Below are 26,466 nucleotides of genomic sequence, written 5' to 3'. Positions count from 1 at the left end.
AGCGGTAGGGGGTGTCGAGGGCTTCGTGGCCGTCGAAGGCGAGCACCTGCAGGTCGGTGTCGACGCCGTCGAGGTGCAGGCGGAAGTGCGGCTGGTTGGCTGGACTGAACATTTTGTATGCCTCCTCAAGGCCTGAACTCTTGGCTCAGGGCCAGATGGATGCCGTAGCGGTTATCTCGACGCTGCCCAGGGACGAGCACCAGCATTGGCCAGGCGGCCCAGAGCAACAGTGACCACCAGCCGCTCAGGCCCCTGTCGTGCAGCCGACGTATGGCCAGGCAGTATTGCGCCACCGTCCAGTAGGCCAGACCAAGCACGAACAGGATGTTGGTTAGGGGTTCCGGCATCGCAGCGGTCTGGATGAGCAATGCGGCCAGCCCAAGAGGCCACAGACTGAGCAGCGCCATGGTGCAGTAGTAGAGACGGCCTATTCGGCCGTTGCTCATCAACGGTTCCGTAAAGATGAACAGCGGGATGTCGAGTAATTTGCTGCTGGTGGTCGCTTCGATGGGTTTCGCCATGGTTCCGTCCTTTCTAGACATCGCTCGCGCTGATGTTCAGCTTGTCCATGCGGTACAGCAGGGTGCGGCGCGGCAGGCCCAGTTCGCGGGCGGCGTGGGTCTGGTTGCCGCGGTTGCGGCGCAGGCAGTCGAGCAGCAGGTTGCGCTCCACCCGTTCGAGACGCTCGCGCAGGTTGAGGGTGCTGTCGCTGGCGTCGCCGGCCAGGCGCAGGTTGAGGTGCTCGGGCAGCAGCTCGCCGCCCTCGCAGAGCAGCACGGCGCGTTCGACGACGCTCTTCAGCTCGCGCACGTTGCCAGGAAAGTCGTAGCTGGCGAGACTCTCGCGGGCGGCGTCGGACCAGCGACAGGCATCGCGCTGCAGAAGGGCGCAGGCGTTGTCGGCGAAGTGGCGGGCCAGCTGGAGGATGTCGTCGTCGCGCTCGCGCAGCGGCGGCAACTCGATGGGGAAGTGCGACAGACGATAGAACAGGTCCTCGCGGAAGCGGCCTTCCTCGACCATGGCGCGCAGGTCGCGATGGGTGGCAGCGATGATGCGCACGTCGACCTTGTGGGTGGCGGTCGAGCCCAGCGGGCGCACCTCGCCTTCCTGCAGCACGCGCAGCAGCTTGGCCTGCAGGGCCTGCGGCATGTCGCCGATCTCGTCGAGGAACAGGGTGCCGCCGTCGGCGGCGTCGAACAGTCCGGCGCGGTCGCGCTCGGCGCCGGTGAAGGCGCCCTTGCGGTAGCCGAACAGCTCGCTTTCCAGCAGGTTTTCCGGCAGCGAAGCGCAGTTCTGCACGAGGAACGGCCGACTGCGGCGCAGGCCGCGATCATGGATGGCGCGGGCGACCAGCTCCTTGCCGGTGCCGGTCTCGCCGTTGATCAGCACACTGACCGGGTTGTGCAGCACCTTGCCGATCAGCTGATACAGCGCGCGCATGCGCGGGCTGTCGCCGATCAGGCCGTAGCCAGTGGCGGCCGGCAGCGGCGGGCTGGCGTCGGCACGCGCGTCCTCGGCGGGGCGGGCGGCGCGCAGGCGTTGCAACAGGTGCAACTGGGCGAGGGCGAAGCCACCGAGCTGGCCGAGCGAGGCGGCGAAGCCTTGCAGGTCGCGCGGCTGCTGGTTGGCCACCAATAGCAGGCCGCCGCAGCGCTGGCGCTCGTCCAGCAGCGGCAGGCACAGCAGACTGGACCAGGGCCGGCGGCCGGGCGGCAGGAAGCTGCTGTCGTGCAGGCTGGCGTCGAGACCGTTCAGACTGAGTTCGCGGTTCTGGCACAGGCAGTACTGCAGCAGCTGCGCGTCGCGGTAGTCGCTCGGCAGGCTGGCCATCTCGCGCGGCTGCAGCAGGCCGTCGAGCCATTCGGCCGCCAGATGCAGGCGGCTATGGCTGTCGTCCAGCAGGTACAGCTGGCTCAGCTCGCAGTCGGCCAATTGGGCAGCGGCCTGGACCAGCGCGGCGCGCAGGGCCTCGCTGCCGGCGGCGCGGGCGAGGTCGGCATAGCGCTCGAGCAGGGCCTCGGCATAGCGCAGCGGCTGCGGGACCCGGGCGAGCAGCGGCGTGGGTTCAGGCGAATTCACAGACCACGGCTCCTTCGCCATCGAGGGTGGCGTGCACTTGGTGCAGGGTTTCCCCGCTGGCCATGGCGGCGAGCAGGCGGTCGACCACCAGCGGCTGCAGCTGGCGCTCGATCAGGTGGTCGATCAGCCGCGCGCCGCTGTCGGCGTGGCTGCAGCGCGCCGCGAGGAATTCGACCAGCCCGCTGCTGTGGCTGAAGCGCAGCTGACGCCGGGCCAGGCGCTCGCCGAAGCGCGCCAGCTTGAGGGCGACCAGCTCGTGCAGCACCGCGCCGTCGACCGGGTAGTAGGGCACCACGCGCATGCGGGCCAGCAGCGCGGGCTTGAAGTGCTGGCTGAGCTGCGGGCGGATGGCCTGCTCCAGTTCGTCGACGTCCGGCCGGCGGCCGCCGGCGCAGAGCGCGGCGATGCGCTCGCTGGCGAGGTTGGAGGTGAGCAGGATCAGGCAGTTGCGGAAGTCGATCTCGCGCCCCTCGCCGTCGTTGGCCACGCCCTTGTCGAAGATCTGGTAGAAGAGGTTGAGCACGTCCGGATCGGCCTTCTCCACCTCGTCGAGGAGGACCACCGACCAGGGCTTCTGGCGCACCGCCTCGGTGAGCATGCCGCCCTCGCCATAGCCGACGTAGCCGGGCGGGGCGCCGATCAGCCGGGAGATGCTGTGCTTCTCCTGGAACTCGGACATGTTGATGGCGGTGAGGAAACGTTCGCCGCCATACAGCAGGTCGGCCAGGGCCAGCGCGGTCTCGGTCTTGCCGACGCCGCTGGGACCGACCAGCAGGAATACGCCGGCCGGGGCGTCGGACCTGGCGAGGCCGGCGGCGCTGGCGCGCATGGCGCGGTCGAGAGCCGCGACGGCCTGCTCCTGGCCGCGCACCCGCAGGCCGAGGTCGGTGGCAAAATTGGCGATGCGCGCGTTGTGCTCGCGGGCCAGCTGGGCCAGCGGCACGCCGGTCCACTGGCTGATCACCTCGGCGACCAGCCGCGGGCAGACCTCGAAGCCGACCAGGCGTTCGCCGCGCTGGGCTGCGCTCAACAGGGCCTGCACCTCGTGCAGCTGCCTTTCCAGTTCGGCGAGTTGCTCGGGATCCGCCTCCGGCTCCTCGCGGGCGAGCGCGTAGCGGAGGCGCAGCTCCAGCAACTGTTCGGCCATGTCGCGTTGGGTCACCCAGCGGTTTTCCAGCAGGCTGGCCTCGCTGCCGATCTCGGCCAGACGCTCCGCCAGTTGCCGAAGCAGTTCGTCGCCCACCGGCAGTCCGGCGTCCCGATCCCGTTGCAGGGCCGCCAGCTGGCGGGACTTTTCGGCGATTTCGCCACGCAGGCGTTCCAGCGCCTCGGGAACCGCGGCGAGGCTGATGCGCACCCGGGCGCAGGCGGTGTCCAGCACGTCCACCGCCTTGTCCGGCAGCTGGCGACCGGCGAGATAGCGGGCGGACAGCTCGGCGGCCGCCACCACCGCATCGTCGCGCAGGTAGACGCCATGGCTCTTCTCATAGACCGGCGCCAGGCCGCGCAGGATGGTCACCGCTTCGCTCACCGTCGGCTCATGCAGCTGTACCGGCTGGAAGCGCCGGGTCAGCGCCGGGTCTTTCTCGAAGTACTTCTTGTATTCGCTCCAGGTGGTGGCGGCGATGGTGCGCAGCTCGCCGCGGGCCAGCGCCGGCTTGAGCAGGTTGGCGGCGTCCGAGCCGCCGGCCTGGCCGCCGGCGCCGATCAGGGTGTGGGCCTCGTCGATGAACAGGATGACCGGCCGGGGGGAGGCCTTCACCTCGTCGATCACCCCCTGCAGGCGGCGCTCGAACTCTCCCTTGACGCTGGCGCCGGCCTGCAGCAGACCGAGATCCAGGCCGCGCAGCTCGACGCCGCGCAGCGCCTCCGGCACCTCGCCGGCGGCGATGCGCAGGGCCAGTCCCTCGACCAGCGCGGTCTTGCCGACCCCGGCCTCGCCGACCACGATGGGATTGTTCTTCCGTCGCCGGGCGAGGATGTCGATCATCTGGCGAATCGCCGCGTCGCGGCACAGCACCGGGTCGAGCTTGCCGGCGCGGGCCTGGGCGGTGAAGTCGTGGGTGAAGCGCGCCAATGCCGATTCGCCGCCCGGCGCCGGCTTGCCGGCCTCGGCGGGGGCCTGCTGGCCGAGGGCGTAATCGCGCAGACGCTCGGCGTCGATCGCAGCCAGCAGCGGCTGGTAGCGGGTGCCGGCGTGGCGCAGGGGATTGCGCAGCAGGGCGAGGAGCAGGGCGGCCTGGTCGATCTGGCCCTGGCCCAGCTCCAGGCTGGCGGTGAGCAGCGCGTCCTGCAGCCACTGCACCAGTTCGGTGGAGAACACCGGATTGCGCGATTCGCTGGCCTCGCCGCGCGGCTGCAGCACCGCGGCCAGCTCGCCGGTTTCCACGCCGGCATCCTGCAGGGCGCGCAGCAGCAGGCTGTCGGGGCGTTCCAGCAGGCCGAGCAGCAGGTCTTCGATCAGCACCCGGCTGCCGCCGCGCGTGACGCAGCGCTGGGCCGCCTGCTCCAGATCGCGGCGAGTTTGTGCGTCGAGCGCCTGTACCAGTTGTTGCAGGTCGACATTGATCATTTCATCGGTCCTTGATTGATGCGGCTGCCCAGGGTGACCACGCCGTCGGCCCGTTCCTGGCCGAGCCAGCTGGTCCAGCCCAGGCGGCAGGGGTTGTCGGCGGCGAGGCGCAGTTCGCGGATCTCGCCGTGGCACAGTTCCAGGCGGATGTCGTAGTCGAGCGGGTCGCGCAGGGTGAAGCGCACCAGCGCGCAGAGCGGCTGGTAGCCCTCGCCCAGCGGCAGGAAGTCGTGGAAGCGCTGCCAGCCGAGCTGGCGGATATGGATGCGGAACTTGCCGCTGCGGTCGCGCACCTGCTCGCCGAGCACCAGGTCCTCGCCCAGCCGGCTGTTGGCGCGGCCCAGGCGATTGCGCTGCTCATCGAGGATGCTCACCTGGCGCTCCAGGCACTGCTCGATGTACAGCTCGGCGTGCTTGAAGTAGTAGCGCAGCACCGACTCGATCAGCGCCGCGGAGTGGGCGCGCAGGCTGAGCAGGCCGAGATAGGGCAGCAGGCGTTTCCAGTTGAGTTCGGAGGCGTGGCGAATCGATTCGCCGCCCAGGCCGATCAGCGCGAACAGCTGGGCGGAAAAGGGATCGCGGGCGCCGCTGGCGAAGCGCGCGTGGTAGCGGTACTTCTGCCAGATCGGCAGCAGCAGGCGTTGCAGGCGATCGTTGAACAGGTCGAGGAAGTGGCGGGTCGGGTTGCCGTCCTCGTCGTTGCCCAGCGCCTGTTCGCCGTAGAAGGCCGGCAACGGAGAGCCGGCGCCGAACAGGCCGACCAGGTTGACGCACAGGCGCGCGCGCAGCTCGCCGCGCTCCTCGAAGAACTGCACGCGCTCGATATCGCTGCCGGGAAAGCCCAGGCTCGGGTTGGCCTGGAACTCCAGGCGTTGGTAGAGCGCCTGCTCGTCCAGCTGCGGATGGGCCGCGCGCAGCCGCTCCAGCACCAGCAGCACGCCCTGGAACAGGCTGTACTCGCGGATGCTGCGGCCGAGCCGGCTCAGAGCAGGGGTTGCTGTCCCATGCGCGGTGTCCATTGGTACACCTCTCCCTGTGTGCTCTGCACGCGCAGCTCGTGGTACGAGTTGAGGCTGGCGTAGAGGGCGAAGAATTCGTTGAGCACCGAGGCGAAGAGGAACAGGTCGCCCTCGCCCAGGTAGCAGCTGGCGTCCATGACCAGTTCGGTGCGCACTCCGCGCACCGGCAGGCCGCGATGCAGGCGGTCGACGTGGTGGTGGGCGATCCCCTGGAGTCCGCCCAGCAGGCGCTGGCTGACCTTCTCGGCATGCTGGTCGTAGTGGCGCGGCAGGTCGTAGGTCTCGAGGATCACCTTGAGCGCCTCGACGTTGGCCAGCGACAGGTAGTTGAGCGACATGTTGGAAATCAGCTTCCACAGGTAGTCGCGATGCAGCGGCGGCGCATAGCTGGGCGTCACCGCGCCGATATTGCGGAACACCAGGAATTCCGGGGTGCCCTCGCAGGGCCGGCAGATGTCGCCGGGCTCCAGTTGGCGCGGCAGGTTCTGGTTGGTGCAGGTCAGCTCGATGGACAGGGTTTCCTGCCGGTCGCTCTGCCGGGAGCCGAAGCTCAGCCAGGTCTCCAGACCGTCGCCGAGCAGCGAGGGCTGCTGGCGCACGCTGTAGTGCGAGCGCGAACGCGGTACGTCGAAGCTGGCGTCATGCTCGAACGACTCGAACGGCACGTACTCCTCGTAACCCATGCCGCCGGGCTTCCAGCCGGTGACCCGGTCCACCGAGAACACTCCGCAGTGCTGCGGGTCGTATTCGGCGGGACGCAGCAGGTACTGGTCCTGGCGGCCGTCCAGGCGGATCGGCGTGGCGTCGTGGGCGAACAGGTTGACCACCGGCGTGCAGTACAGGCGCAGGTTGTCGAGGGTCGGGCGGATGCGCTGCACGCCGGCCTGGCGGATGTCGAAGCGCAATTCGAGGCCGCGCGCCCGCTTGAGCTGCTCCTCCGGCAGGCGGCGCAGGGAATCCAGACCGAGCAGGTCGACGAACAGGAACTTGTCCTGGAAGGCGAAGTACTCCTGCAGGTAGCGATAGCCGCGGAAGGTATTGAGCGGGTAGGGGATCAGCGCTTCGTCCTCGGCGAAGCCGACCGGTTGCAGCTGACCGGCATCCAGGTGCAGGGCGGTGAGCGGTTCGCCGGTGCCGTCGCGCAGCGGCTGGCCGTCGGCGTCGAGGGCGACCAGCCGGATGCCGTCGAGATGGCGCAGCAGGCCGAGGTAGAGCAACTGGCTGATATAGCGCTCGCCGCAGAGATGCAGGCGCAGGCGCTGCAGGTTCAGTTCGCCGAGATGGCCGTCGGCGCTCATGGTCAGGCGCAGGCTGAGCAATGCGCCGTCGCCCTGCGGGGCATAGTCCAGCGCGCTCAGCGCCAGCGGCAGCACCTCGGTGGCGTAGCAGGTGCGGAAACGGCAGCTCACCCCCTGCAGCGGCCTGGACTCCACCGGCGTGTGGCGCGGCACCGCCAGTCCCGGGCCGGGGCGCTTGAGCGGCTCGAACTGCAGCATGCTGAACGCCGGCAGCGGGCGCATGTAGTTCGGCCACAGCAGGTGCATCAGCGAATGGGTCAGCTCCGGCAGCTCGTCGTCGAGCTTCTGGCGCAGCCGGCCGGTGAGAAAGGCGAAGCCCTCGAGCAGCCGCTCGACATCCGGATCGCGCCCGCTCTGGCCCAAGAACGGCGCCAGCGCCGGACTGCGCTCGGCAAAGCGCTTGCCGAGCTGGCGCAGGGCGGTGAGTTCGCTCTGGTAGTAGTGGTTGAAAGACATTAGTGGGTCTGCTCCTTGGCCGATTCGATGCAGTGCCAGAGATCCTCTGCGGCGCCTTTTTCCGAGATTGCAAAGTGTTCTGGCTGCAGTGTCAGGCGTGGCAGCCTCATGGGTTCTGATGAGCACCAATATGTGCTCGTCCACATGCAACGGCGGGCGTGATAGCGGGGGGCGCTGATCGACAGCGTGGTCCAGCATTGCGGCCCATCAGCCAGCAGGGCGTACAGGTGATAGTCACGGTGTTCGGCGAAGGAGAAACGGCCCTCGGCATCGCTGCGGGTTTCGTAGCGCCAGGACTCGTCGCTGCCGATATCCAGTCCGATCCGGGCACCCGCCACTGCCTGACCCGTTTCGGCGGACAACACGCGGCCCTCGATGGCCGGGTTTCTGGTTACCGAGTGGGGGTAGGGCACGCAGGCGCTAAGGGTCAAAGCCGTCATGAGCAGATAGGTAAATTTCGTGCTTATGGACATAGTTGGTCTGAAGATATCTTCCAGATATTGACGGTATTTCCTGGTTCGCCAATCGTGGACTCTTCAAGAGCGGCAATAAATTCGGATTTGTTCAGTGTTATCTTCTTCTGGTTCGCCGATATTTCCAGTTCATAGGTGTCCGGAAATCCACTGATCAGGTCATCGTTAAAGGAGATATAAGAAAGCACCTCTGTGGATTCGCCGGGCTGCAATGTTTTGACAAGATGCAGAGGTGTCTTGGCATTCGAGTATTCGTTAACGTCAACGCTAACTGCGTAAGAGCATTCATTATAAAAATCTACGATATAAACGTATTTCTTCTGGGCTGTGCAGGCGGCCATAAGCATGGCCACGAATATACCTAGTACTCTAATCATTGAACTCTACTCGGGTTAACCAAAGCAGGCCTTTGACATCCTGCTCGGAGATGGATGACCTATCCCAGAAGTCAAGATGTGCAGCTTCTCCGACCGGATAGTCGGTGAAATAGTGCATCACATCCAACTCTCCGGTAGCTGGAATGTAGTGGTTGTCTTTTTTGTTTTGAGTCAGAACGGTGGAAGTGTCTTTATGGCTCCACGAATAGTGAGGGACCAGTCCGCCGTCACCATATTCGTTAAGAACCAAATGGCCGAATTCATGGGCCGCGGTGTGCATGAACTCTTCGTCGGCGATGACTGCAGAATATCTGCGTACTTGCCAGTATCCAGAGTTGTGGTGAATGACTCTGAAACCACTCAGGCTAGTTGATCTGCCTCCATCTACGGTTAAATTCTCGGTAAGCGGAAAATTCTTGGCAGAAGGTATTGCATTGACGTCTGCCTGTACCGTGCAGAGATAAAGCCCTTTGCGGGTATTGATACCGCCGGCGATGCCTTGCGTTCGAGTACCGTTGCGCGACCAGTAGTGCTCAATGCCTCTCTTGGCCTGAGCTTCCAATGCTGGATATGTCAACGGTGTGAGATTGCTGTTTTTACCCTTGATGCCGCCATCGGAAAAGCTCGGCCGCACAGTGACTTCGACCATGTTGGTGCTGCGATCGACTCGCGCATCCACCCAGTCCACTTCTTCGCTTTCATTAGCCAGCGGCAGTTCTACGATCTGCCGGAGACCGCCCTTGACCGCAGTCAGGCGCACCTTGAGCGCGGCACTCTTCAGCACCTTGGTATCGAGGACGCCAGCGAGGCTGTAGCCGTCCCATTGCCATGGATGTTCCCCGGTGGGCAGCAGCTTGGCGGTATCGGCTTCGGCATAGATCAGCGTGCTGCCGTCCAGCACTTCCAGGGTCAGGCTGTCGGCGGGCTGCTCGCGGTTGATGACCAGGAAATCGATGGCTTCCCGATTCTTCGTGGTGCCGCTGGCCAGCTCGTCGTAGTCGGGGATTTCCAGCGGGGTCAGGATACGATTGCCGCCGGACTTCAATTCCAGCCGGTAATCCAGAGCTTCGCTCTTCTTTTCGGCGGCTTCGGCGCCCGGAACAAGTGCGTCGACAATTGCAGCCATGGCGCTGGCGACAAAGGACACGGGTGCGACCGGGCCTATTGTTGCTCCGCCCCCACTGGTCCCAATCAAAACCGTCCCCGATCCCCCCACCACCACATTCCCATGACTGCCCACCGATCCCAGCACCGCCGCCGGCTGGCCATTGATCAGCACGTTGGCAATCAGATTGCCGCTCATGGCGCCGCCACAGGCGGAGGCATCCCCCTGGCGCGCGGCGGGCAGGCCGTCGAACAGCACGTCGGGCGAGCCGGCGGCGATCGGGTTGGTGCCGTGGCCCGGAAGGGGGCAGGCGGTGGGGTCGCCCAGGCGGGCGGCGGGTTGGCCGGACATCGTCGTTCTCCTTAACTGACCCTTACCTGGCCGCTGCCATCCAGGCGGGCGGCGAAGCTGACCTGGCGGCGCAAGCCGTCCACTTCCCGCCGCCCTTCAATGGCGAAGTTGAGGCTGAGCGAGTCGTGGTCGCGCCCCAGGGAAGCCTCTTGCAGCTGACGCTGGCGCGGCTCCAATTGCAGCATGCTGGACGCCGGCAACGGACGCATGTGGTTCGGCCACAACAGGGGCATCAGCGAATGGGCCAGCTCCGGCAGCTCGTCGTCGAGCTTCTGGCGCAGACGCCCGGTGAGAAAGGCGAAGCCCTCGAGCAGCCGCTCGACATCCGGATCGTGCCCGCTCTGGCCGAGGAACGGCGCCAGCGCCGGGCTGCGCTCGGCGAAGCGCTTGCCGAGCTGGCGCAGGGCGGTGAGTTCGCTCTGGTAGTAGTGGTTGAAGGACATGGGCCTATCCGTGGCTTGTTGATTGGATCAGGCGGGGGCCTGATTCAGGAAAAATGTCCCACCTGCATGCAGGACTGGAACGGCCATCAAGCAGACAAAGGTCAGAGCTCTGTGCGTTCTGGTGTTTCGTATCCGGCCGAAAAGACCAGAGCAGCCAGCAAGAAAGCTCAGAATGGCCAGACAGCCGAAAAGATCACTGTCGGCCAGTACGGAGAGGTAGCCTTGATTGCTCATCACCATTTGAACCTCATGGCGTTCCATCGAGAGAAGGCGCCAGCGCTGGGCAGCTTCCGGCGAAACACTTGCCGAGCTGGCGCAGGACGGAGAGTTCGTGCTGGTAGTGGTGGTTGAAGGACATCAGGCCTGTGGCTCCCTGGTGGCGCCGTTCAGCTCATCCTGTAGACGGATGTATTCGCGCCAGTCTTCACGGTGCCGAGCGGCATCGAGCCAGCTTGCACGCTGCTGCGGGGTGAGGTTCAGCCAGTACGGCCACCAGTAGTGATTCCACCAATGTTCGAGATTTCCTTGCAGGCTACCGAGACCATCGGCATCCACGTCCGGGAACACCTTCCACGGATTCGGTGGTGTCTGGTCGGGTAGGCCCTGCAAGGGCGCGATGCTGTTGCTCCGTGATAGGACCATAGAGGATTTCCTAAGGCTCATTCCTTGCCCCCCGAAATGTTTCTGGCTCTGGCATTGCACCAGCTTATGACATCTTCTTTTTTGAAGCCTGGACAGGATTGATCCTTGCTCATGACTAGGTATTCCCGGCCAGGCTCGTAGGTGAAGTGGTAGTAGTTGCTGCTGTCCTCTGCATAGATCCAGAACGAACTCGAACCTTCATTAATGACGTAGGGGTTGAGCGTGAAGATCGATGCTTCCGCAGGCAGGAAATTTTCACGATCCATCATCAGCATCAGGCTGTTGCTGACGACGTTGGAGAGTAAAAGCACACCCAGCAAGGCGAGTGCGGCAAATGTGAAGCCAGCACGTTTAGCGTTCATAGAAATACAAGCTCGCAGCACCGGACTTGGCTCGTTCCAGAAGGGCCATGGCGTCATTGGCATATTTCTCGGCCAGCGGGCCGGAACCGTTGTAGGCGCCGATCACTGATTTCAGTTGCTCTGGTGTCAGGTTTCCTTTGTGGCAAGGTGCTCCGGTCACGCGGTCGATCAGTTCACGTAGGTGGGCTGCGGCGTAGTAGAGATCTGCTTTCCAGTCGTCACCGGGAATACGGGTGTCCTGGTCATAGCCAAAGATCCGATACTGGACGTCACTCGGCATGGGTTTCTTGCAGTAGTAGTTTTCGGTGTAGGTGGCGGCGTTTCTCAGGGGCTTGCGGCTCATATTGACGAAGCCGCTAGAGCTACCGGCAACCTTGTCTGGAACGATGTCGAATGCAACCTCATCGACAATGGCGAGAAAGGTGGTCAGAGATCGCTCACCGAACTGGAGTGACTGCAGAGTCTTGCTGGCGCCCGGCCCGTTCTCCTGTTGAAGAATTATCGCAAGCAGAATGTGAGGGATGCCGTGGTAGTTGGCTGCTTCCATAATCCAGCCGCGAATTTCAGCATCTGAAAACTCGCTTCTGAGGACCTCGTTGCTCTTCGGGGCATACCAGAGGATCTGCAGTGGCGAGGGTAGTTCCCCGGTGTAGCTGGGAACGGAGGCGTAGTCGGGAAGCGTGGTCACTTCCTGGCCAGTGCAGCGGCAACAGCATAGAACTTCTGGCGCGGTATTTCGCACATCTGTCGAGGTGGCGGTGCCTGCTTTCACGTAGTTGACACCATCTTTCTGTCGCTTGGTTTGTTCGGCCATCTCGGTTCTCCTCAGAATTCAATGAAGATTTCGAGTGGCTCGGCTGCGCTATGTGGAGCCAGTCGATGCGTCAGTCCCTGCTCATTCGTTATGCCGGATTCCTCTGTGCCATCCTGTCGAACGATCAGATATCGGGTATTTGCCAAGGGGGCCCCAAGACCGTTGAGCAATTGGCACTGGGCATCGAAACCAAACGGCAAAGACAAAGGTGCAGGTGACGTGAATGGCGCGACGGCATGTGCAGTACCGATCACCACCGTCCCCGATCCCCCCACTACCACATTCCCATGACTGCCCACCGATCCCAGCACCGCCGCCGGCTGGCCATTGATCAGCACGTTGGCAATCACGTTGCCGCTCATGGCACCGCCGCAGGCGGAGGCATCGCCCATGCGTGCGGCGGGCAGGCCGTCGAACAGCACGTCGGGCGAGCCGGCGGCGATCGGGTTGGTGCCGTGGCCCGGAAGGGGGCAGGCGGTGGGGTCGCCCAGGCGGGCGGCGGGTTGGCCGGACATCGTCGTTCTCCTTAACTGACCCTGACCTGGCCTCTGCCATCCAGGCGGGCGACGAAGCTGACCTGGCGCCTGAAGCCATCCACTTCCAGCCGCCCTTCGATGGCGAGTTTGAGGCTGAGCTGGTCGTGGTCGTGCGGCAGGGAAGTCACTTGCACCTGCCGCCTGGTGAACGCCGTCAGTGCGCGCATGTAGTTCGGCCACAACAGATGCATCAGCGAATGGGTCAGCTCCGGCAGCTCGTTGTCGAGCTTCTGGCGCAGACGCCCGGTGAGCCCGGTGAGAAAGGCGAAGCCCTCGAGCAGCCGCTCGACATCCGGATCGCGGCCGCTCTGGCCGAGGAACGGCGCCAGCGCCGGGCTGCGCTCGGCGAAGCGCTTGCCGAGCTGGCGCAGGGCGGTGAGTTCGCTCTGGTAGTAGTGGTTGAAGGACATGGGCTTCAGTTCTCGCTAATCCGGTAAGGGGTATTGCTGATGAATATGTTCAACCAGCTGTCCCGCCACTCCGGTATGCCGATCTCGAATGTCTGCTCTTGCTTGTCGAAATCGATCCAGTAGGTGCCGACGACCTTGCCGTCTTCGTGGGGGCGCATGTCCGTGTACTGCTGGTCATACAGCGGCGTGCGGAATTCGGAAGCCGGTGTCAAGGTATCGATGATCCTCATGTAGGCGAGGTCGCTCCAAGGGGCGAGCGACACCTTCTCCAGAATGAATCTGTTGCTCGGGCTGGGTATTGAGACTTGCGCCTGGCGATGTAAAGCGCCTTGAATCACACCGAAGTAGGCAGCCAGCAGCAGTGCCGAGACAAAGGCGCCAAGAGTCAACGAACGTCCGTGAGATATGGCTAAGCTGATCATCTCCTTACTCCAGCTACAGCCAGAAAAATGGCTATGAGGAGCAGCGTTGCTGAAACCAAGGCCACCCATCTGTGTGTCATCAATAACCATGTCAGGGCGCCGCCAAGCAGAAAGCTGCAAGGAACGATGATCGTGAAAAGATAACGGTTGTACATGAGGGCACGGGTTTCCCCCTGATATGCCTGTCCGAGCTGACACAGGTCGGCATACAGGGTATACAGCGGCTTGGCAAAAAATAGTATATTTAAAACAAATAGAGTGAGACCTAGTGCGAGAGTGGCGACTAAATATCGAATAATTCGGTGCGTGGTCATATGCAAAGCATCTTGAATGCATTCGCTGGGGTGTAAGTATCGCATGGGCGTGATTTTTGTCATAACAGCTAGTCGACAATCGCGCACTGCCTCTGAAAACAGGTCGTGCACTAAAAAATCTCATTCATTACCCATCTGTTGAACCTGTAAAGGGCCAGCACGTTTATTGCTGAAAAAAATAACAGATTAAAAACATTTCGCTTCGTTTTGTTCTTGGCTGACGCGACTAGGTCAATGCCCATTAAGATCGTACTGGTAATCATGAGTGGGATGTAGGCTGCTGTGCTGAAAGAGAATAGCCAGTACAAAAGATTCCCTTGGAGGCGATGGTCAAAAATTCGAATATCAATAGGCCAATTGCTGCCTGGCTCGTTGAGTGTCACGATCAGCATAAGTAGTGAGGCAATGACTATTGGATAGCGAAGCATGATTATCGAAGTCCCAATGCGTAAAGGGATTTGGCTAGTTCGCGCCGGCGATTTCGTGCCTCTGTGTTGTCGGCAGAGTAATAGAAATGTCCGTCCTTGCCCCCGTCGAACATTTGCTTCCGGAGTATGGGAATACAGTCGACAATTTCCTTGTCTGTCATGCCTGCATAGATGGGGTCGCCGTGGTTCACCAGATTTACGATGTGGGTGTTGAGGATTTTGGGGTGGTTGCTGACAGCATTTTTCAAACTGATATTTATTGGTGCGCCAATTAGGATTAGGTGATCGACGATGATCCCCTTGCGGGCATGGAATATCGCGGTGCGTGCCGCAATGACCGCGCCCCATGAATAACCGATGATGTTGAACTGCCCCGCGGTGGGAATAGGTTGACCGATCCCGATCGTTGTCAGCGAAAAATCGGAGGCCTTTGTTTCTTTAAGATCCCGACTGAGTTTGATCGCGAACAGGTCGCTGGTTGGAGTGCATTCGATCTGCTCGTATGCTCGGATCGTGATCAGGCCGAACAGATATTTCTTTTCGATGTACTCGTCGCCGTAGGTGCATTTCTGCAGGTCACCGTACTCGAATGCAACTGGATCGTTTTCGTCTTGATTGTAAAGAGCCACCGCAGATGCATCGCCAAGCATGTCGACGAACGACGGCAAATATTTGTCCAAGCCTGCGAGGAGGGCGGAGTAGTTACCGAATACAGCATTCGCAATGCCAGCTTCTTTCAGAGCAGCAACCATGTCGTCGTTGTATGACCCGACCATGCCTGCCCCGCCAAGAAACACCGTTATCCCCTGGTCGAGCACCACAGCCTTCGGTGCCCTATCTGCAGTGGGGGTGCTCTGCTTGGTCGCCACCTTTTTGTAGGGCCCTGATGGAGTGTTGATCACATCCTGTGCCATGTTCTTCAACCTCCGGCGGCTATGTAGATATCGATTTTCTCGGCACTTACGTGTTCTGCCAGCCGGTGTGTCAGCCCTTGGGCATCGGTGACACCGGCTTCCTGCTGGCCGCTCTCTCGCACAAGCAAGTACTGTCGGTTGGCAATGGGGTTTCCTTGCGCATCCTTGAGCACGAACTGTTCATCGAATCCTGGAGTAGTTACCGGAACCGGTGCGGTAAACGGCGCTGGCGTATAGCGATTGCCGATGATCACCGTCCCCGATCCCCCCACCACCACATTCCCATGACTGCCCACCGATCCCAGCACCGCCGCCGGCTGGCCATTGATCAGCACGTTGGCAATCAGATTGCCGCTCATGGCGCCGCCACAGGCGGAGGCATCCCCCTGGCGCGCGGCGGGCAGGCCGTCGAACAGCACGTCGGGCGAGCCGGCGGCGATGGGGTTGGTGCCGTGGCCCGGAACGGGGCAGGCGGTGGGGTCGCCCAGGCGGGCGGCGGGTTGGCCGGACATCGTCGTTCTCCTTAACTGACCCTTACCTGGCCGCTGCCATCCAGACGGGCGGCGAAGCTGACCTGGCGCTTGAAACCATCCACTTCCAGCAGCCCTTCGATGGCGAAGTTGAGGCTGAGCGGGTCGTGGTCGCGCGGCAGGGAAACCACCCGCACCTGGCGCAGGCGCGGTTCGTAGGCCTCGATGAAGCGCTCGATGGCGCTGCGGGCCTGCTGCAGCGAGTCGTGCAGCGACAGGCGCATGTCGTTGAGATCGGGCAACCCGTAGTCGGGCAGCGTCTGCACGCTGCCCGCCCGGGTGCTGAGCATCTTGGCCAGGTGGGCAGCCACCGAGGCCATCGCGGCGACCTCGTGACTCCAGCCAGCGCGCTGGCCGGCGTCACCGCCGAGACGTTCGAACAGGCTGCCGTAGGCCATCGCCGCTTACTCCTTGTCCAGCTTGCCGACCAGCGACAGGGTGAAGTCCGCCCCCATGTACTTGAAGTGCGGGCGTACGCTCAGGCTGACGCGATACCAGCCCGGCTCGCCGTCCACCTCGCTGACGGCGATCTGCGCGGCGCGCAGCGGGCGGCGGCCGCGAACTTCGGCGCTGGGGTTGTCCTGGTCGGCGACGAACTGGCGGATCCACTTGTTCAGCTCACGCTCGAGGTCGCTGCGCTCCTTCCAGGAGCCCAGTTGCTCGCGCTGCAGCACCTTCAGGTAGTGGGCCAGGCGGTTGACGATGAACAGGTAGGGCAGCTGGGTGCCGAGCTTGTAGTTCAGCTCGGCGAGCTTGCCTTCCTCGCCGTTGCCGAAGAACTTGGGCTTTTGCACCGAGTTGGCGGAGAAGAAGGCGGCGTTGTCGCTGCCCTTGCGCATGGTCAGGGCGATAAAGCCTTCTTCCGCGAGCTCATATTCGCGGCGGTCGGAAACCAGCACCTCGGTGGGGATCTTGGTCTCGATCTCGCCCATGCTCTCGAACTGGTGCAGCGGCAGATCCTCCACCGTGCCGCCGCTCTGCGGGCCAATGATGTTCGGGCACCAGCGGAACTTGGCGAAGCTGTCGGTCAGGCGGGTGGCGAAGGTGTAGGCGGTGTTGCCCCACAGGTAGTGCTCGTGGCTGGCGCTGACGCTTTCCTTGTAGACGAAGGACTTCACCGGGTTTTCGTGCGGATCGTAGGGCGTGCGCAGCAGGAAGCGCGGCACGGTCAGGCCGACGTAGCGGGCGTCTTCCTGTTCGCGGAAGTTCTGCCACTTGGCGAACTGCGGGCCCTCGAAGTGATCCTTGAGGTCCTTGAGATCCGGCAGGCCGGTGAAGCTTTCCAGGCCGAAGAACTTCGGCCCGGCGGCGGCGATGAAGGGCGCATGGGCCATGCTGGCGACGCTGGCGACGTACTGCAGGGTCTTCACGTCCGGCGCGCTGGGGTCGAAGAAGTAGTTGGCGATCAGCGCGCCGACCGGCTGGCCGCCGAACTGGCCGTACTCGGCGGTGTAGACGTGCTTGTACAGGCCGGACTGGACCACTTCCGGGCTGTCCTCGAAGTCGTCCAGCAGGTCCTGCTTGGACGCGTTGAGGATCTCCAGCTTGATGTTCTCGCGGAAGTTGGTGCGCTCGACCAGCAGCTCGAGGCCGCGCCAGGCGGACTCCAGGGACTGGAACTGCGGGTGGTGGAGGATTTCGTCCATCTGCCGGCTGAGCTTGGCGTCGATCTCCGCGATCATGCGGTCGACCATGGCCTTCTTCACCGGCTCGTTTTCGTTCTGCGGCTTGAGCAGCTCCTCGATGAAGGCGGACACGCCGCGCTTGGCGATGGTGTAGGCCTCGTCGTCGGGTGTCAGGCGGGTTTCGGCGATGATGCGGTCGAGAATGCCGAGTTCGCTGGCGCTGCGGCTGCTTTGTACTGCTGCTTGGGTACTCATTGGGTGGCGTCCTTGTCGGTCGGGCTCAGGCGTCCAGTTTGTCCTGGGCGGCAAGGCCCAGTTCGGTGAGCACGCGCTCGCGCGAGTCGTCGTCGGCGAGCACGCTTTCGATGGCCTTGCGGAAGGCCGGGGCGTTGCCCAGCGGGCCCTTCAGGGCGACCAGGGCGTCGCGCAGCTCCATCAGCTTCTGCAGCTCCGGTACCTGCTCGACCAGGCTGGCCGGGTTGAAATCCTTCATCGACCCGATGCGCAGCTGCACGGCCAGCTCCTCGTCGCGCGGCTCGTCCTGCAGACGGTTGGGCACGCCGAGCGTCAGGTTCAGCTCCTGCTTGGCCATCACCTCGTCGAAGTTCTGCTTGTCGATGGCGATCGGCTTGCGATCCTCGAGCTTGCGATCGTCGGCGCGCTGGGTGAAATCGCCGAGCACCATCAGCTTCAATGGCAGTTCGACTTCCTCCTGGGCGCCGCCGCTGGCGGGCTTGAAGGTGACGTTGATGCGTTCCTTGGGGGCTACCGAGCCTTCTTTGGCCATGGTGTTCTCCTTTGCGTATGCGGCCCGGGGGCCTAGTCGAGTACCACTTCGAGGTCGAGGTGGCACAGCCTGCGGTAGATCTCGTCCTTGCGTTCGCGCACGGCGTGGTTCTGCGGCAGCAGCTCGCAACAGCTGTGCAGCAGGTGCAGTACCTCCAGGGCGAGGTCGGGCTCCCAACTGCCGAGCCCGGAGGTCTGCAGCAGCTGGTCGAGCGATTCGAGTTGGGTGCGGGCCAGTTCGTACTTCTTCGCCTGGAAGCACAGGCGGGCCATCGCCAGTTGCCAGAAGAAGCGTTCGCGACCGCCCTGGGCGCGGTTCAGGCCCTGCTTGAGGTGCTGCACGGCGACCTTCAGGCCGTCCGTGCGCAGCTGTCCCTGGGCGTGCTGCAGGGCCTCCTCCCAGGCGGGGAGGGCGCCGGTTTCGCCGGGGACATGGGCGGGCGCGGGTGCCGGGTCCTGCAGGTGCGGGCGCACATGGGCGTCGATCCAGGCGCGGGTCTCGGCGTCGGCGAACGGGCTGCCGTCATGGAAACGCAGCTCCTCCAGCCCGGGCAGCCCCTGGAGGAACAGGGCCAGCTGGATTTCCACTTCCAGCATCGCCTGCGCGGCGTTCAGCTCCAGCAGGCACTCCCAGACCATGCGCTGGCCGTCCAGCCAGAACGGGGAGCGGGCGATGCTGGTTTCCAGATCGTGCAGCAGGTCGGCGTACAGCCCCTGCTTGAAGCGCTCGCGATAGCTGCCCGGCTTGTCGGCCGGCAGGCCGCGCAGGGCGGTGATCTTCTCGGCGTTGCGCTCGGGCAGGGCATCGATCGGCAGCCACAGCAGGGTGCGCGCCAGACGCAGGGCGCGCTGGTCGCCGGCCTTCTGCTTGAGCCACCAGCTGCACAGCGGCCGCGCCTGCTCCTGCAGGTTGCGCAGGTTGCGGTGGGCGTCCTTGTGGTTCTCCACCACGCCGGTGGGATTGATGATCTGGGTGGCGGCCTGCTTGACCTGGGCAATGGCCGCGCCGACCGCGCCGGCCTCCGGGTGGCCCTGGCTGGCGCGCTCAACCAGTTCGTCGAGGCGCCGGCACAGCGGCAGCAGCAACGGGGCTTCCTCGCCCAGATGAGCGGTCAGGCAGTCGTCCAGCTGGCGCAGGTAGCCGGCGAGGGCGCGGAACAGCTGTAGCTGTTCGCCAACCGCCACCTGCACGGCCAGCGCCTGCTCCAGACGCGGCAGCAGCCAGCTCAGGGCCGCGGCGCGGGTGCGCGACTTGCGCGGGTGCAGCTCCGCCCAGTGTCGGCTGCATAGCGTATGGAGCAGGGCGAGACCTGCCTGCAGGCCGGCGAAGGATTCGCGCTGGTAGAGCGCCCAGCTCAGCCAGGCGGCGACGCGCAGATCCTTGGACTGGTTGGCGAGCAGGGCCTCGCTGCCCGTGAGTACCTTGCCCCAGTCGATGGCGGTCGTCTCGTGCAGCGCGGAGGATTTGCCCAGCTCGCCTTCCAGCGCCTCGAACTCCACCGAATAGCGTACATCCGTACCGGCGAAGTCGGTGGCGTCGATAGGCATCGTAGCCAGCGCAATATAGTGCTCGGCGAGCTTCTTGAAGTGCATCTATCCCTGACTCTATGAAGGCGAGAAGAGCGTCCTGCTCTCTCGGGCGAGAATTATCGCCAATCGTGGTTGCGCAAATTTTTGCGCACTTAATTTCTGTGCAACAAGTTGCGCATAGAATTAAGTAGGGCTGCATCCTAGATGTCGCCGAATTGCCGGACAAGCTGTCATGTGTGAACTGCTTGGCTTTGTCGAGAATGGCTTGTCACGTTTGCAACACCCTCTGTGACGCGGTTTTCATTCGATAGGGAAGCGCTTTGAAATCGCTGTGATATTTCTTTGATGGCATCTTTGGGGGCAACTTTTGAGTTTTGCTTAGGCTGCCCGGCGTATTTTGTGAAGTGTCTTGCAGTTGGCTCTGGAGTGGCTCTGGAGTGGCTCTGGCTATTGGCTGGACCTGCTGTTTTGGTCTGTGGATGATTCAGGTCAAATAAAGGGTTAATTGCCCGGCGGGAAACCGTGAAGTTGTCGTCAGTAATCACGCCTGTGGTTATCCGCTGACACTGGGCGGCGCGGCGCGCTACTTCGTCACGCCTCGACTTTATTACCGGCGAATGGCGGCAACGGCGGGTAAAACTCCCCCGAACGCTGCTCAGGACCTTCCGCCATTTCCCCAGTCACTCACCCAGGCTGGCGACTTCAGCTCCTGGCGCATCGTCCCCTGCGCTGTCGCGATTGGCGACGGGGGCAACGCAGGCGATCCGCCTGCGCAATCGTTAACCTGAGAGTAACGATCGACCGGCGGGCTTGATTGAACGCCCCCCGCCCCGAACCCTACCGTGACTCCACGACAGCGGAACCTCGTGGAGTAGCCATGACAACAACAATTTCCCCCCCGCCGCAGTGGTCGCGTCGGCGCAGCGAGAAGCAGCGTCGCCTCGCCCAGGTGCGCCAGCTGGCCGATGGAGTGGTCCTGCCGACCGACAGGATCGTCGCCGCGCTGGAAGCGCTGCTCGCCCCCGGCGATCGCGTGGTGCTGGAAGGCAACAACCAGAAGCAGGCCGACTTCCTGTCCCGCTCGCTGGCGAAGGTCGATCCGGGCCGTCTGCACGACCTGCACATGATCATGCCCAGCGTCAGCCGCAGCGAGCATCTGGACCTGTTCGAGCGCGGCATCGCCCGCAAGCTGGACTTCTCCTTCGCCGGTCCGCAGAGCCTGCGCATCGGCCAGCTGATGGAGGACGGCCTGCTCGAGGTCGGCGCCATCCACACTTACATCGAGCTGTATTCGCGCCTCTTGGTCGACCTGATTCCCAACGTCGCCCTGGTCGCCGGCTTCGTCGCCGACCGCGCGGGCAACATCTACACCGGACCGAGCACCGAGGACACCCCGGCGCTGGTCGAGGCGGCGGCGTTCAGCGACGGTATCGTCATCGTCCAGGTCAACGAGATCGTCGACGACGTGCGCGATCTGCCGCGCGTGGACATCCCGGCCAGCTGGGTCGACTTCGTGGTGCAGGCCGACAAGCCGTTCTACATCGAGCCGCTGTTCACCCGCGATCCGCGCCACATCAAGCCGGTGCACGTGCTGATGGCGATGATGGCGATCCGCGGCATCTACGAGAAGCACAACGTCCAGTCGCTCAACCATGGCATCGGCTTCAACACCGCGGCCATCGAGCTGATCCTGCCGACCTACGGCGAGCGCCTCGGCCTCAAGGGCAAGATCTGCCGCAACTGGACCCTCAACCCGCACCCGACCCTGATCCCGGCGATCGAGACCGGCTGGGTGGAGAGCGTGCACTGCTTCGGCACCGAACTGGGCATGGAGAACTACGTGGCGGCGCGCCCGGACGTGTTCTTCACCGGCCGCGACGGCTCGCTGCGCTCCAACCGCATGATGTGCCAGCTGGCCGGCCAGTACGCGGTCGACCTGTTTATCGGCGCGACCCTGCAGGTGGACGGGGATGGTCACTCGTCCACCGTTACGCGCGGCCGCCTGGCCGGCTTCGGCGGCGCACCGAACATGGGCCACGACCCGCGCGGCCGTCGTCACGCCACCCCGGCGTGGTTGGATATGACGGAACCGGTGACCCTGCTGGAGCGCGGCAAGAAGCTCGTCGTGCAGATGGTCGAGACCTACCAGGAGGGCGGCAAACCCACCTTCGTCGAGCAGCTCGACGCCGTCGAGGTGGCGCGCAAGGTCGGCATGCCGCTGGCGCCGGTGATGATCTACGGCGACGACGTCACCCACCTGCTCACCGAGGAAGGCATCGCCTACCTGTACAAGGCGCGCTCGCTGGAGGAGCGCCAGGCGATGATCGCCGCGGTGGCCGGCGTCACCGCCATCGGCCTGCGCCACGATCCGAAAGACACCGAGCGCATGCGCCGCGCGGGGCTGATCGCCCTGCCGGAGGATCTGGGCATCCGCCGCACCGACGCCAGCCGCGAGCTGCTCGCCGCCAAGAGCATCGCCGAGCTGGTCGACTGGTCCGGCGGCCTCTACAACCCGCCCGCCAAGTTCAGGAGCTGGTGATGAACGCCCGGATTGCGGCACGCCCGCAACTCAGTCTGGCCGAGGCGCTCGCCGACCTTGCCGTCGAGGCGCTGATCGACGAGGTCGAGCTGTCGCCCAAGCCGGCGCTGGTCGACCGCCGCGGCAGCGGCGCCCATGACGACCTGAGCCTGGAGCTGATGCACGCCTCGGCCTGGTCGCTGTGGGCCACCTTCCACGACATGGCCGCCGCCGGCGAGAAAGCCGGGCGGGTCGACGTGGCCCTGCGCGAGACCCTCGGCCACCTCGGCCGCGCCGGCGAGGCGCAGATGCTGGAGGTCACCGGCGGGGTCAACACCCATCGCGGGGCGATCTGGGCGCTGGGCCTCTTGGTCACCGCCGCCGCCCAGGAAGACCGGCCGGCGCCGCACAGCGTGACCCTGCGCGCAGCGCGCCTGGCCCGCCTGGAGGATCGCCATATCCCGCAACGTGCGCCGAGCAATGGCGAACGGGTGCGCCAGCGCTATGGCGTCGGCGGCGCGCGCGCCGAGGCGCAGGCCGGCTTCCCCGCCGCGCTGCACCACGGTCTGCCGCAGCTGCAGCGCAGCCGCGCCGCCGGTACCGGCGAAAGCCACGCGCGGCTGGACGCGCTGCTGGCGATCATGGCGCAGCTCGACGACACCTGCGTGCTGCACCGCGCCGGCGAGATCGGTCTGGCCTGTATGCAGGACGGTGCCCGCGCGGTGCTGGAGGCCGGCGGCAGCGCCGGCCTGGCCGGCCGCCGCCGCCTGAAAGAGTTGGACGTCAGTCTCTTGAGGTTGAATGCCTCGCCCGGCGGTGCAGCCGATCTGCTCGCCGTGACTTTATTCCTCGACCGCCTGGAGCCGACGCTCCGGGCGCAGATTGGGAGCCTGTGAACATGGAAACCCTGTCCTTTGCCTTCCCCGCCGGCCTGCCGGCAAGCCGGCACGCCCAGGTGGGCTGCGTCGGCTCCGGCGACCTGGAAGTGCTGCTCGAACCCGGCCAGGCCGGCAGCCTGAGCATCCAGGTGGTCACCTCGGTGAATGGCAGCGCCGAGCGCTGGCGCCACCTGTTCGAACGCATGTTCGCCGGTGGCAACCCGCTGGCCCTGAACGTCGATATCCACGATTTCGGTGCCACCCCCGGTGTGGTGCGGCTGCGTCTGGAGCAGGCGCTGGAGGAGGTGAGCGATGTCTGACCTGAATGCACTGCTGCACAGTCGCAGCTTCGTCGAACTCGGCGCCCGCCAGCGCGCTGCCGCATTGCTCGATGCCGGCAGCATGCGCGAGCTGCTCGACCCCTTCGCCCGGGTCAAGTCGCCGTGGCTGGAGGCCCAGGGCATCGTCGCGCAGGCCGACGACGGCGTGGTGGTGGCCAAGGGCACCCTCGGCGGTCGCCCGGCGGTGATCGCCGCCATCGAGGGCAACTTCCAGGGCGGCAGCCTCGGCGAGGTCGGCGGCGCCAAGCTGGCCGGCGCGCTGGAACTGGCCGCCGAGGACAACCGCAACGGCATTCCCACCTGCGCCGTGCTGCTGCTGGAAACCGGCGGCGTGCGCCTGCAGGAGGCCAACCTGGGCCTCGCGGCGATTGCCGAGGTGCAGGCCGCCATCGTCGAGCTGCGCCAGTACCAGCCGGTGATCGGCGTGGTCGCAGGTCCCGTGGGCTGCTTCGGCGGCATGTCGATCGCCGCCGCGCTGTGCAGCCACCTGCTGGTGACCCGCGAGGCGCGCCTGGGTCTCAACGGTCCGCAGGTGATCGAGCAGGAGGCCGGTCTCGACGAGTACGACTCGCGCGACCGCCCGTTCATCTGGAGCCTCACCGGCGGCGAGCAGCGCTTCGCCTGCGGCCTGGTCGATGCCTATGTCGCCGACGAGGTGGACGTCATCCGCGCGCGTCTGCTGGCCACTCTGGAGCAGCCGGGCGACGCCCTGCCGCGCAGCCGCCAGTACGCCCGCTTCCTCGACCTGCTGGCGCGCTTCGACGCCGAGCCGCAGGCCGACGCCGCCTCCGTGCGCGCCCTCTACCAAGGAGACCAGGCATGAGCACCGTCCTTTCGCAACGCGGCCTCAACTGGCTGCGCGCCCTCACCGGCAATGCCGCCGAGCAACCCGGCTACCCGGCCTCGGTGCGCGTGGTCGACGCCAGCCTCGGCGGCCAGCCGGCCCGCTACATCGCCGTGGTGGCGGATGCCGAGAACCGCTTCCCGCGCGCCCGCAGCGGCGAGGTCGGCCTGCTGGAAGGCTGGAGCCTCGGCCGCGCGCTGGACGAGGTGATCACGGCCGACCGTGACGCCGCGGTGAAGCGTGCGGTGGTCGCCGTGGTCGACGTGCCCAGCCAGGCCTACGGCCGCCGCGAGGAAGCCCTCGGCATCCACCAGGCGCTGGCCGGCGCGGTGGACGGCTACGCCCGCGCCCGCCTGGCCGGCCATCCGGTAATCGCCCTGCTGGTCGGCAAGGCCATGTCCGGCGCCTTCCTCGCCCACGGCTACCAGGCCAACCGCACCGTCGCCCTGCGCGATCCGGGGGTGATGGTCCACGCCATGGGCAAGGAATCCGCCGCGCGGGTCACCCTGCGTACGGTCGACGAACTGGAAGCCTTCGCCGCCAAGGTGCCGCCGATGGCCTACGACCTCGACAGCTACGCCTCGCTCGGCCTGCTCTGGGAAAGCCTGTCGGTGGCCGCCATCGAGACGCCGCAGGGCGACGACCTGGCGCGCGTGCAGGCCTGCCTGGAACAGGCGCAGGTCGATATCCGCAATAAAGGTAGCGACCTGCGCGGCCGCCTCGGCGCCGCCAACCGCGCCGCCTCGCAACGCGTGCGCGAACTGCTGCGCGCGCAGTGGTAAGCCGGAGGACACGCCCATGTCTGCCATCGACCACCAGCCGCTAGCCCACGACCTGCTCTGGGGCATGCACCCCGCGCAGCTCGACGCCGGCGCGCCGGACTGGGCGCGCGCCGTGCTCGCCACCGGCCAGCCGGTGGTGGTGCGCCGCGGCCCGGCGCCGCAAGGTCAGGTCGCGGTGGGCGTGCGCGGTCGCGGTCGCGAGCAGCGCTACGCCAGCTGGATGCCGCTGGCGGCGATCAGCCGCCGGGTGGCGCCGGAGCAGCTGACCGGCGGCGGGGCAGGGCAGGACGCCCCGTCGGCCCTGCGCGCGCTGGCCTGGCTGGCGCCGCAGCTGGATGCCCTGGATCTGGTCTGGGGCGTCACCGGCGGCGCCGGCTACCAACTGGCCACGGGTGCGCCGGTGCTGCACGCCAACAGCGATCTCGACCTGCTGCTGCGCGCGCCGCAGCCGCTGGCGCGCGGCGCTGCCGCCGAGTTGCTGGGCCTGCTCGACCGCGCCCTGTGCCGGGTCGACCTGCAGCTGGAGACGCCGGCCGGCGCCATCGCCCTGCGCGAATGGGCGGGGCCGGCGTCGCAGGTGCTGCTCAAGACCGAGCAGGGTCCGCGTCTGGTGCGCGACCCGTGGCAGGAGGTGGCGGCATGAGCAGCCTGTTCGCCTTCCCCGGCCAGGGCGCCCAGCAGCCGGGCATGCTCCACCAGTTGCCGGATTCGCCCGAGGTCGCCGCCTGTCTGCGCGAGGCCGGTTCGGTGCTGGACGAGGACGTGCTGGCGCTGGATAGTGAGAAAGCCCTGCGTTCCACCCGCGCCGTGCAGCTGTGCCTGCTGCTCGCCGGGGTGTCCTGCGCGCGGCTGCTGATGGCGCGCGGCGCGCGGCCCGACTACGTGGCCGGACTGTCCATCGGCGCCTGGGCCGCGGCGGTGACCGCCGGAGCGTTGCAGTTCGGCGACGCGGTGCGCCTGGTCACCCTGCGCGGCGAACTGATGGAACGCGCGTGGCCGAGCGGCTACGGCATGACCGCCATCCTCGGCCTCGAGCGGGCGGCGGTGGAAGGCCTGCTGGCCGAGGTGAACGGCGCGGACAGTCCGGTGTACCTCGCCAACGTCAACGCCGCCAACCAGTTGGTGATCGCTGGCAGCGACGCGGCCATGGCGGCGGTCGGCGAGCGGGCCCGCACCCTCGGCGCCGGCGCGGTCAAGCGCCTGGCGGTCAGCGTGCCGTCGCACTGCCCGCTGCTCGACGAGCCCGCCGCGCAACTGGCCGCCGCCTTCGCCCAGGTGGAAGTACGCCGGCCGGCGCTGCGTTATCTCAGCAGCAGCTCGGCGCGCCTGGTCATGGAGCCGGCCGCCCTGCGCGACGACCTGGCCTTCAACATGTGTCGCCTGGTCGACTGGCAGGGCACCCTGCGCAGCGCCGTCGAACGCGGCGTGCGCCTGCACATCGAATTGCCTCCGGGCACGGTCCTCAGCGGACTGGCCCGCCGGATGCTGAGACAGGGAACCGTGGCCGCCTTCCAGGGCGCCCGTCTCGACACGCTGGACGCGCTATTGCGCGAGGAGGGCTGCGCCGACCGCTGACCGCCCCTCGCGAAGTACAAGAACAACAACCCTTCGATCCAT

General features: G+C 65.3%; 27 protein-coding genes and 3 pseudogenes. 7 read left to right on the top strand and 23 right to left on the bottom strand.

From position 1 onward, the window contains the following. Window positions 1-125 precede the first annotated feature (125 nt). The 23 genes and pseudogenes from LMJ29_RS09335 to LMJ29_RS09225 form a co-directional block, all read right to left on the bottom strand. Window positions 126-521: a DUF805 domain-containing protein gene (locus LMJ29_RS09335; protein ID WP_229605247.1), complete on the bottom strand. Its 396-nt coding sequence runs from the start codon at window positions 519-521 to the stop codon at window positions 126-128. 13 nt (window positions 522-534) lie between these two features. After that, complete coding sequence (locus LMJ29_RS09330) at window positions 535-2,055, bottom strand: sigma-54 interaction domain-containing protein (RefSeq protein ID WP_229605253.1); 1,521 nt, start codon at window positions 2,053-2,055, stop codon at window positions 535-537. Window positions 2,056-2,065: 10 nt separating this feature from the next. Next, window positions 2,066-4,651: a type VI secretion system ATPase TssH gene (gene tssH / locus LMJ29_RS09325; RefSeq protein ID WP_229605246.1), complete on the bottom strand. Its 2,586-nt coding sequence runs from the start codon at window positions 4,649-4,651 to the stop codon at window positions 2,066-2,068. Continuing rightward, on the bottom strand, window positions 4,648-5,670 hold the full coding sequence (gene tssG / locus LMJ29_RS09320; protein WP_229605245.1) for a type VI secretion system baseplate subunit TssG: 1,023 nt from the start codon (window positions 5,668-5,670) through the stop codon (window positions 4,648-4,650). The genes tssH and tssG overlap by 4 nt, the downstream gene beginning before the upstream one ends. After that, complete coding sequence (gene tssF / locus LMJ29_RS09315; protein WP_229605244.1) at window positions 5,634-7,424, bottom strand: type VI secretion system baseplate subunit TssF; 1,791 nt, start codon at window positions 7,422-7,424, stop codon at window positions 5,634-5,636. Before tssF ends, tssG begins: the two co-directional genes overlap by 37 nt. After that, on the bottom strand, window positions 7,424-7,789 hold the full coding sequence (locus LMJ29_RS09310) for a carboxypeptidase-like regulatory domain-containing protein (RefSeq protein ID WP_229605243.1): 366 nt from the start codon (window positions 7,787-7,789) through the stop codon (window positions 7,424-7,426). The genes tssF and LMJ29_RS09310 overlap by 1 nt, the downstream gene beginning before the upstream one ends. 98 nt (window positions 7,790-7,887) lie before the next feature. Beyond that, a complete protein-coding gene (locus LMJ29_RS09305) occupies window positions 7,888-8,250 on the bottom strand; it encodes a hypothetical protein (RefSeq protein WP_229605242.1) in 363 nt (120 codons plus the stop codon). 1,171 nt (window positions 8,251-9,421) lie between these two features. Next, window positions 9,422-9,730 (bottom strand): annotated as a pseudogene (locus LMJ29_RS09300) (PAAR domain-containing protein); the annotation flags it as partial. Between the two features lie 128 nt (window positions 9,731-9,858). Continuing rightward, window positions 9,859-10,173, bottom strand: a pseudogene (locus LMJ29_RS09295) (type VI secretion system baseplate subunit TssF); the annotation flags it as partial. Window positions 10,174-10,530: 357 nt separating this feature from the next. Next, window positions 10,531-10,815: a hypothetical protein gene (locus tag LMJ29_RS09290; RefSeq protein ID WP_229605241.1), complete on the bottom strand. Its 285-nt coding sequence runs from the start codon at window positions 10,813-10,815 to the stop codon at window positions 10,531-10,533. A gap of 17 nt (window positions 10,816-10,832) precedes the next feature. Then, window positions 10,833-11,177 (bottom strand): hypothetical protein, encoded by a 345-nt coding sequence (locus LMJ29_RS09285; RefSeq protein WP_229605240.1) that lies wholly within the window; start codon window positions 11,175-11,177, stop codon window positions 10,833-10,835. Continuing rightward, the gene (locus LMJ29_RS09280; protein WP_229605239.1) at window positions 11,167-11,991 is read right to left on the bottom strand and encodes a hypothetical protein; all 825 of its coding nucleotides are present in this window, start codon (window positions 11,989-11,991) and stop codon (window positions 11,167-11,169) included. Before LMJ29_RS09280 ends, LMJ29_RS09285 begins: the two co-directional genes overlap by 11 nt. An 11-nt stretch (window positions 11,992-12,002) precedes the next feature. Then, window positions 12,003-12,506 (bottom strand): PAAR domain-containing protein, encoded by a 504-nt coding sequence (locus LMJ29_RS09275; protein ID WP_229605238.1) that lies wholly within the window; start codon window positions 12,504-12,506, stop codon window positions 12,003-12,005. A 164-nt stretch (window positions 12,507-12,670) separates the two neighbouring features. After that, window positions 12,671-12,937: pseudogene (locus LMJ29_RS21070) on the bottom strand (type VI secretion system baseplate subunit TssF); the annotation flags it as partial. Between the two features lie 5 nt (window positions 12,938-12,942). Further along, window positions 12,943-13,359 carry a hypothetical protein gene (locus LMJ29_RS09265; RefSeq protein WP_229605237.1) on the bottom strand — a complete coding sequence of 139 codons (417 nt, stop codon included), beginning with the start codon at window positions 13,357-13,359 and terminating at the stop codon, window positions 12,943-12,945. Next, window positions 13,356-13,784 (bottom strand): hypothetical protein, encoded by a 429-nt coding sequence (locus LMJ29_RS09260; protein WP_229605236.1) that lies wholly within the window; start codon window positions 13,782-13,784, stop codon window positions 13,356-13,358. The genes LMJ29_RS09265 and LMJ29_RS09260 overlap by 4 nt, the downstream gene beginning before the upstream one ends. Before the next feature lie 319 nt (window positions 13,785-14,103). Continuing rightward, entirely contained in the window at window positions 14,104-15,015 is a 912-nt protein-coding gene (locus LMJ29_RS09255; RefSeq protein ID WP_229605235.1) for an alpha/beta hydrolase family protein, read from the bottom strand. A gap of 5 nt (window positions 15,016-15,020) precedes the next feature. Continuing rightward, window positions 15,021-15,527 carry a PAAR domain-containing protein gene (locus tag LMJ29_RS09250; protein ID WP_229605234.1) on the bottom strand — a complete coding sequence of 169 codons (507 nt, stop codon included), beginning with the start codon at window positions 15,525-15,527 and terminating at the stop codon, window positions 15,021-15,023. Between the two features lie 11 nt (window positions 15,528-15,538). Continuing rightward, entirely contained in the window at window positions 15,539-15,943 is a 405-nt protein-coding gene (gene tssE, locus LMJ29_RS09245) for a type VI secretion system baseplate subunit TssE (protein ID WP_229605233.1), read from the bottom strand. A gap of 6 nt (window positions 15,944-15,949) precedes the next feature. After that, window positions 15,950-17,425: a type VI secretion system contractile sheath large subunit gene (gene tssC, locus LMJ29_RS09240; RefSeq protein ID WP_229605232.1), complete on the bottom strand. Its 1,476-nt coding sequence runs from the start codon at window positions 17,423-17,425 to the stop codon at window positions 15,950-15,952. 25 nt (window positions 17,426-17,450) lie between these two features. Next, window positions 17,451-17,957, bottom strand: a complete 507-nt coding sequence (gene tssB, locus LMJ29_RS09235; RefSeq protein ID WP_229605231.1) for a type VI secretion system contractile sheath small subunit — start codon at window positions 17,955-17,957, stop codon at window positions 17,451-17,453. Between the two features lie 32 nt (window positions 17,958-17,989). Further along, window positions 17,990-19,549 (bottom strand): type VI secretion system protein TssA, encoded by a 1,560-nt coding sequence (tssA, locus tag LMJ29_RS09230; protein ID WP_229605230.1) that lies wholly within the window; start codon window positions 19,547-19,549, stop codon window positions 17,990-17,992. A gap of 167 nt (window positions 19,550-19,716) precedes the next feature. After that, entirely contained in the window at window positions 19,717-20,031 is a 315-nt protein-coding gene (locus LMJ29_RS09225) for a hypothetical protein (RefSeq protein WP_229605229.1), read from the bottom strand. 332 nt (window positions 20,032-20,363) lie between these two features. Between LMJ29_RS09225 and mdcA the strand changes: the two genes are divergently transcribed. The 7 genes from mdcA to mdcH are packed head-to-tail and all read left to right on the top strand — an operon-like array spanning window position 20,364 to window position 26,424. Beyond that, a complete protein-coding gene (gene mdcA, locus LMJ29_RS09220) occupies window positions 20,364-22,025 on the top strand; it encodes a malonate decarboxylase subunit alpha (protein WP_229605228.1) in 1,662 nt (553 codons plus the stop codon). Next, window positions 22,025-22,900, top strand: a complete 876-nt coding sequence (locus LMJ29_RS09215; RefSeq protein WP_229605227.1) for a triphosphoribosyl-dephospho-CoA synthase — start codon at window positions 22,025-22,027, stop codon at window positions 22,898-22,900. The genes mdcA and LMJ29_RS09215 overlap by 1 nt, the downstream gene beginning before the upstream one ends. A gap of 2 nt (window positions 22,901-22,902) precedes the next feature. Then, window positions 22,903-23,202: a malonate decarboxylase subunit delta gene (locus tag LMJ29_RS09210; protein ID WP_229605226.1), complete on the top strand. Its 300-nt coding sequence runs from the start codon at window positions 22,903-22,905 to the stop codon at window positions 23,200-23,202. Continuing rightward, window positions 23,195-24,046, top strand: a complete 852-nt coding sequence (locus tag LMJ29_RS09205; protein WP_229605225.1) for a biotin-independent malonate decarboxylase subunit beta — start codon at window positions 23,195-23,197, stop codon at window positions 24,044-24,046. The genes LMJ29_RS09210 and LMJ29_RS09205 overlap by 8 nt, the downstream gene beginning before the upstream one ends. Continuing rightward, the gene (mdcE, locus tag LMJ29_RS09200) at window positions 24,043-24,849 is read left to right on the top strand and encodes a biotin-independent malonate decarboxylase subunit gamma (RefSeq protein WP_229605224.1); all 807 of its coding nucleotides are present in this window, start codon (window positions 24,043-24,045) and stop codon (window positions 24,847-24,849) included. The genes LMJ29_RS09205 and mdcE overlap by 4 nt, the downstream gene beginning before the upstream one ends. Before the next feature lie 16 nt (window positions 24,850-24,865). Then, window positions 24,866-25,492, top strand: a complete 627-nt coding sequence (locus LMJ29_RS09195) for a malonate decarboxylase holo-ACP synthase (protein ID WP_229605223.1) — start codon at window positions 24,866-24,868, stop codon at window positions 25,490-25,492. After that, on the top strand, window positions 25,489-26,424 hold the full coding sequence (mdcH, locus tag LMJ29_RS09190) for a malonate decarboxylase subunit epsilon (RefSeq protein ID WP_229605222.1): 936 nt from the start codon (window positions 25,489-25,491) through the stop codon (window positions 26,422-26,424). Before LMJ29_RS09195 ends, mdcH begins: the two co-directional genes overlap by 4 nt. The last annotated feature ends 42 nt before the right edge of the window (window positions 26,425-26,466 follow it).

This window comes from Pseudomonas oryzagri (assembly GCF_020831405.1).
In the GTDB taxonomy this organism is placed as follows: domain Bacteria; phylum Pseudomonadota; class Gammaproteobacteria; order Pseudomonadales; family Pseudomonadaceae; genus Geopseudomonas; species Geopseudomonas oryzagri.
This window is presented reverse-complemented; position numbering and strand designations above follow the sequence as displayed.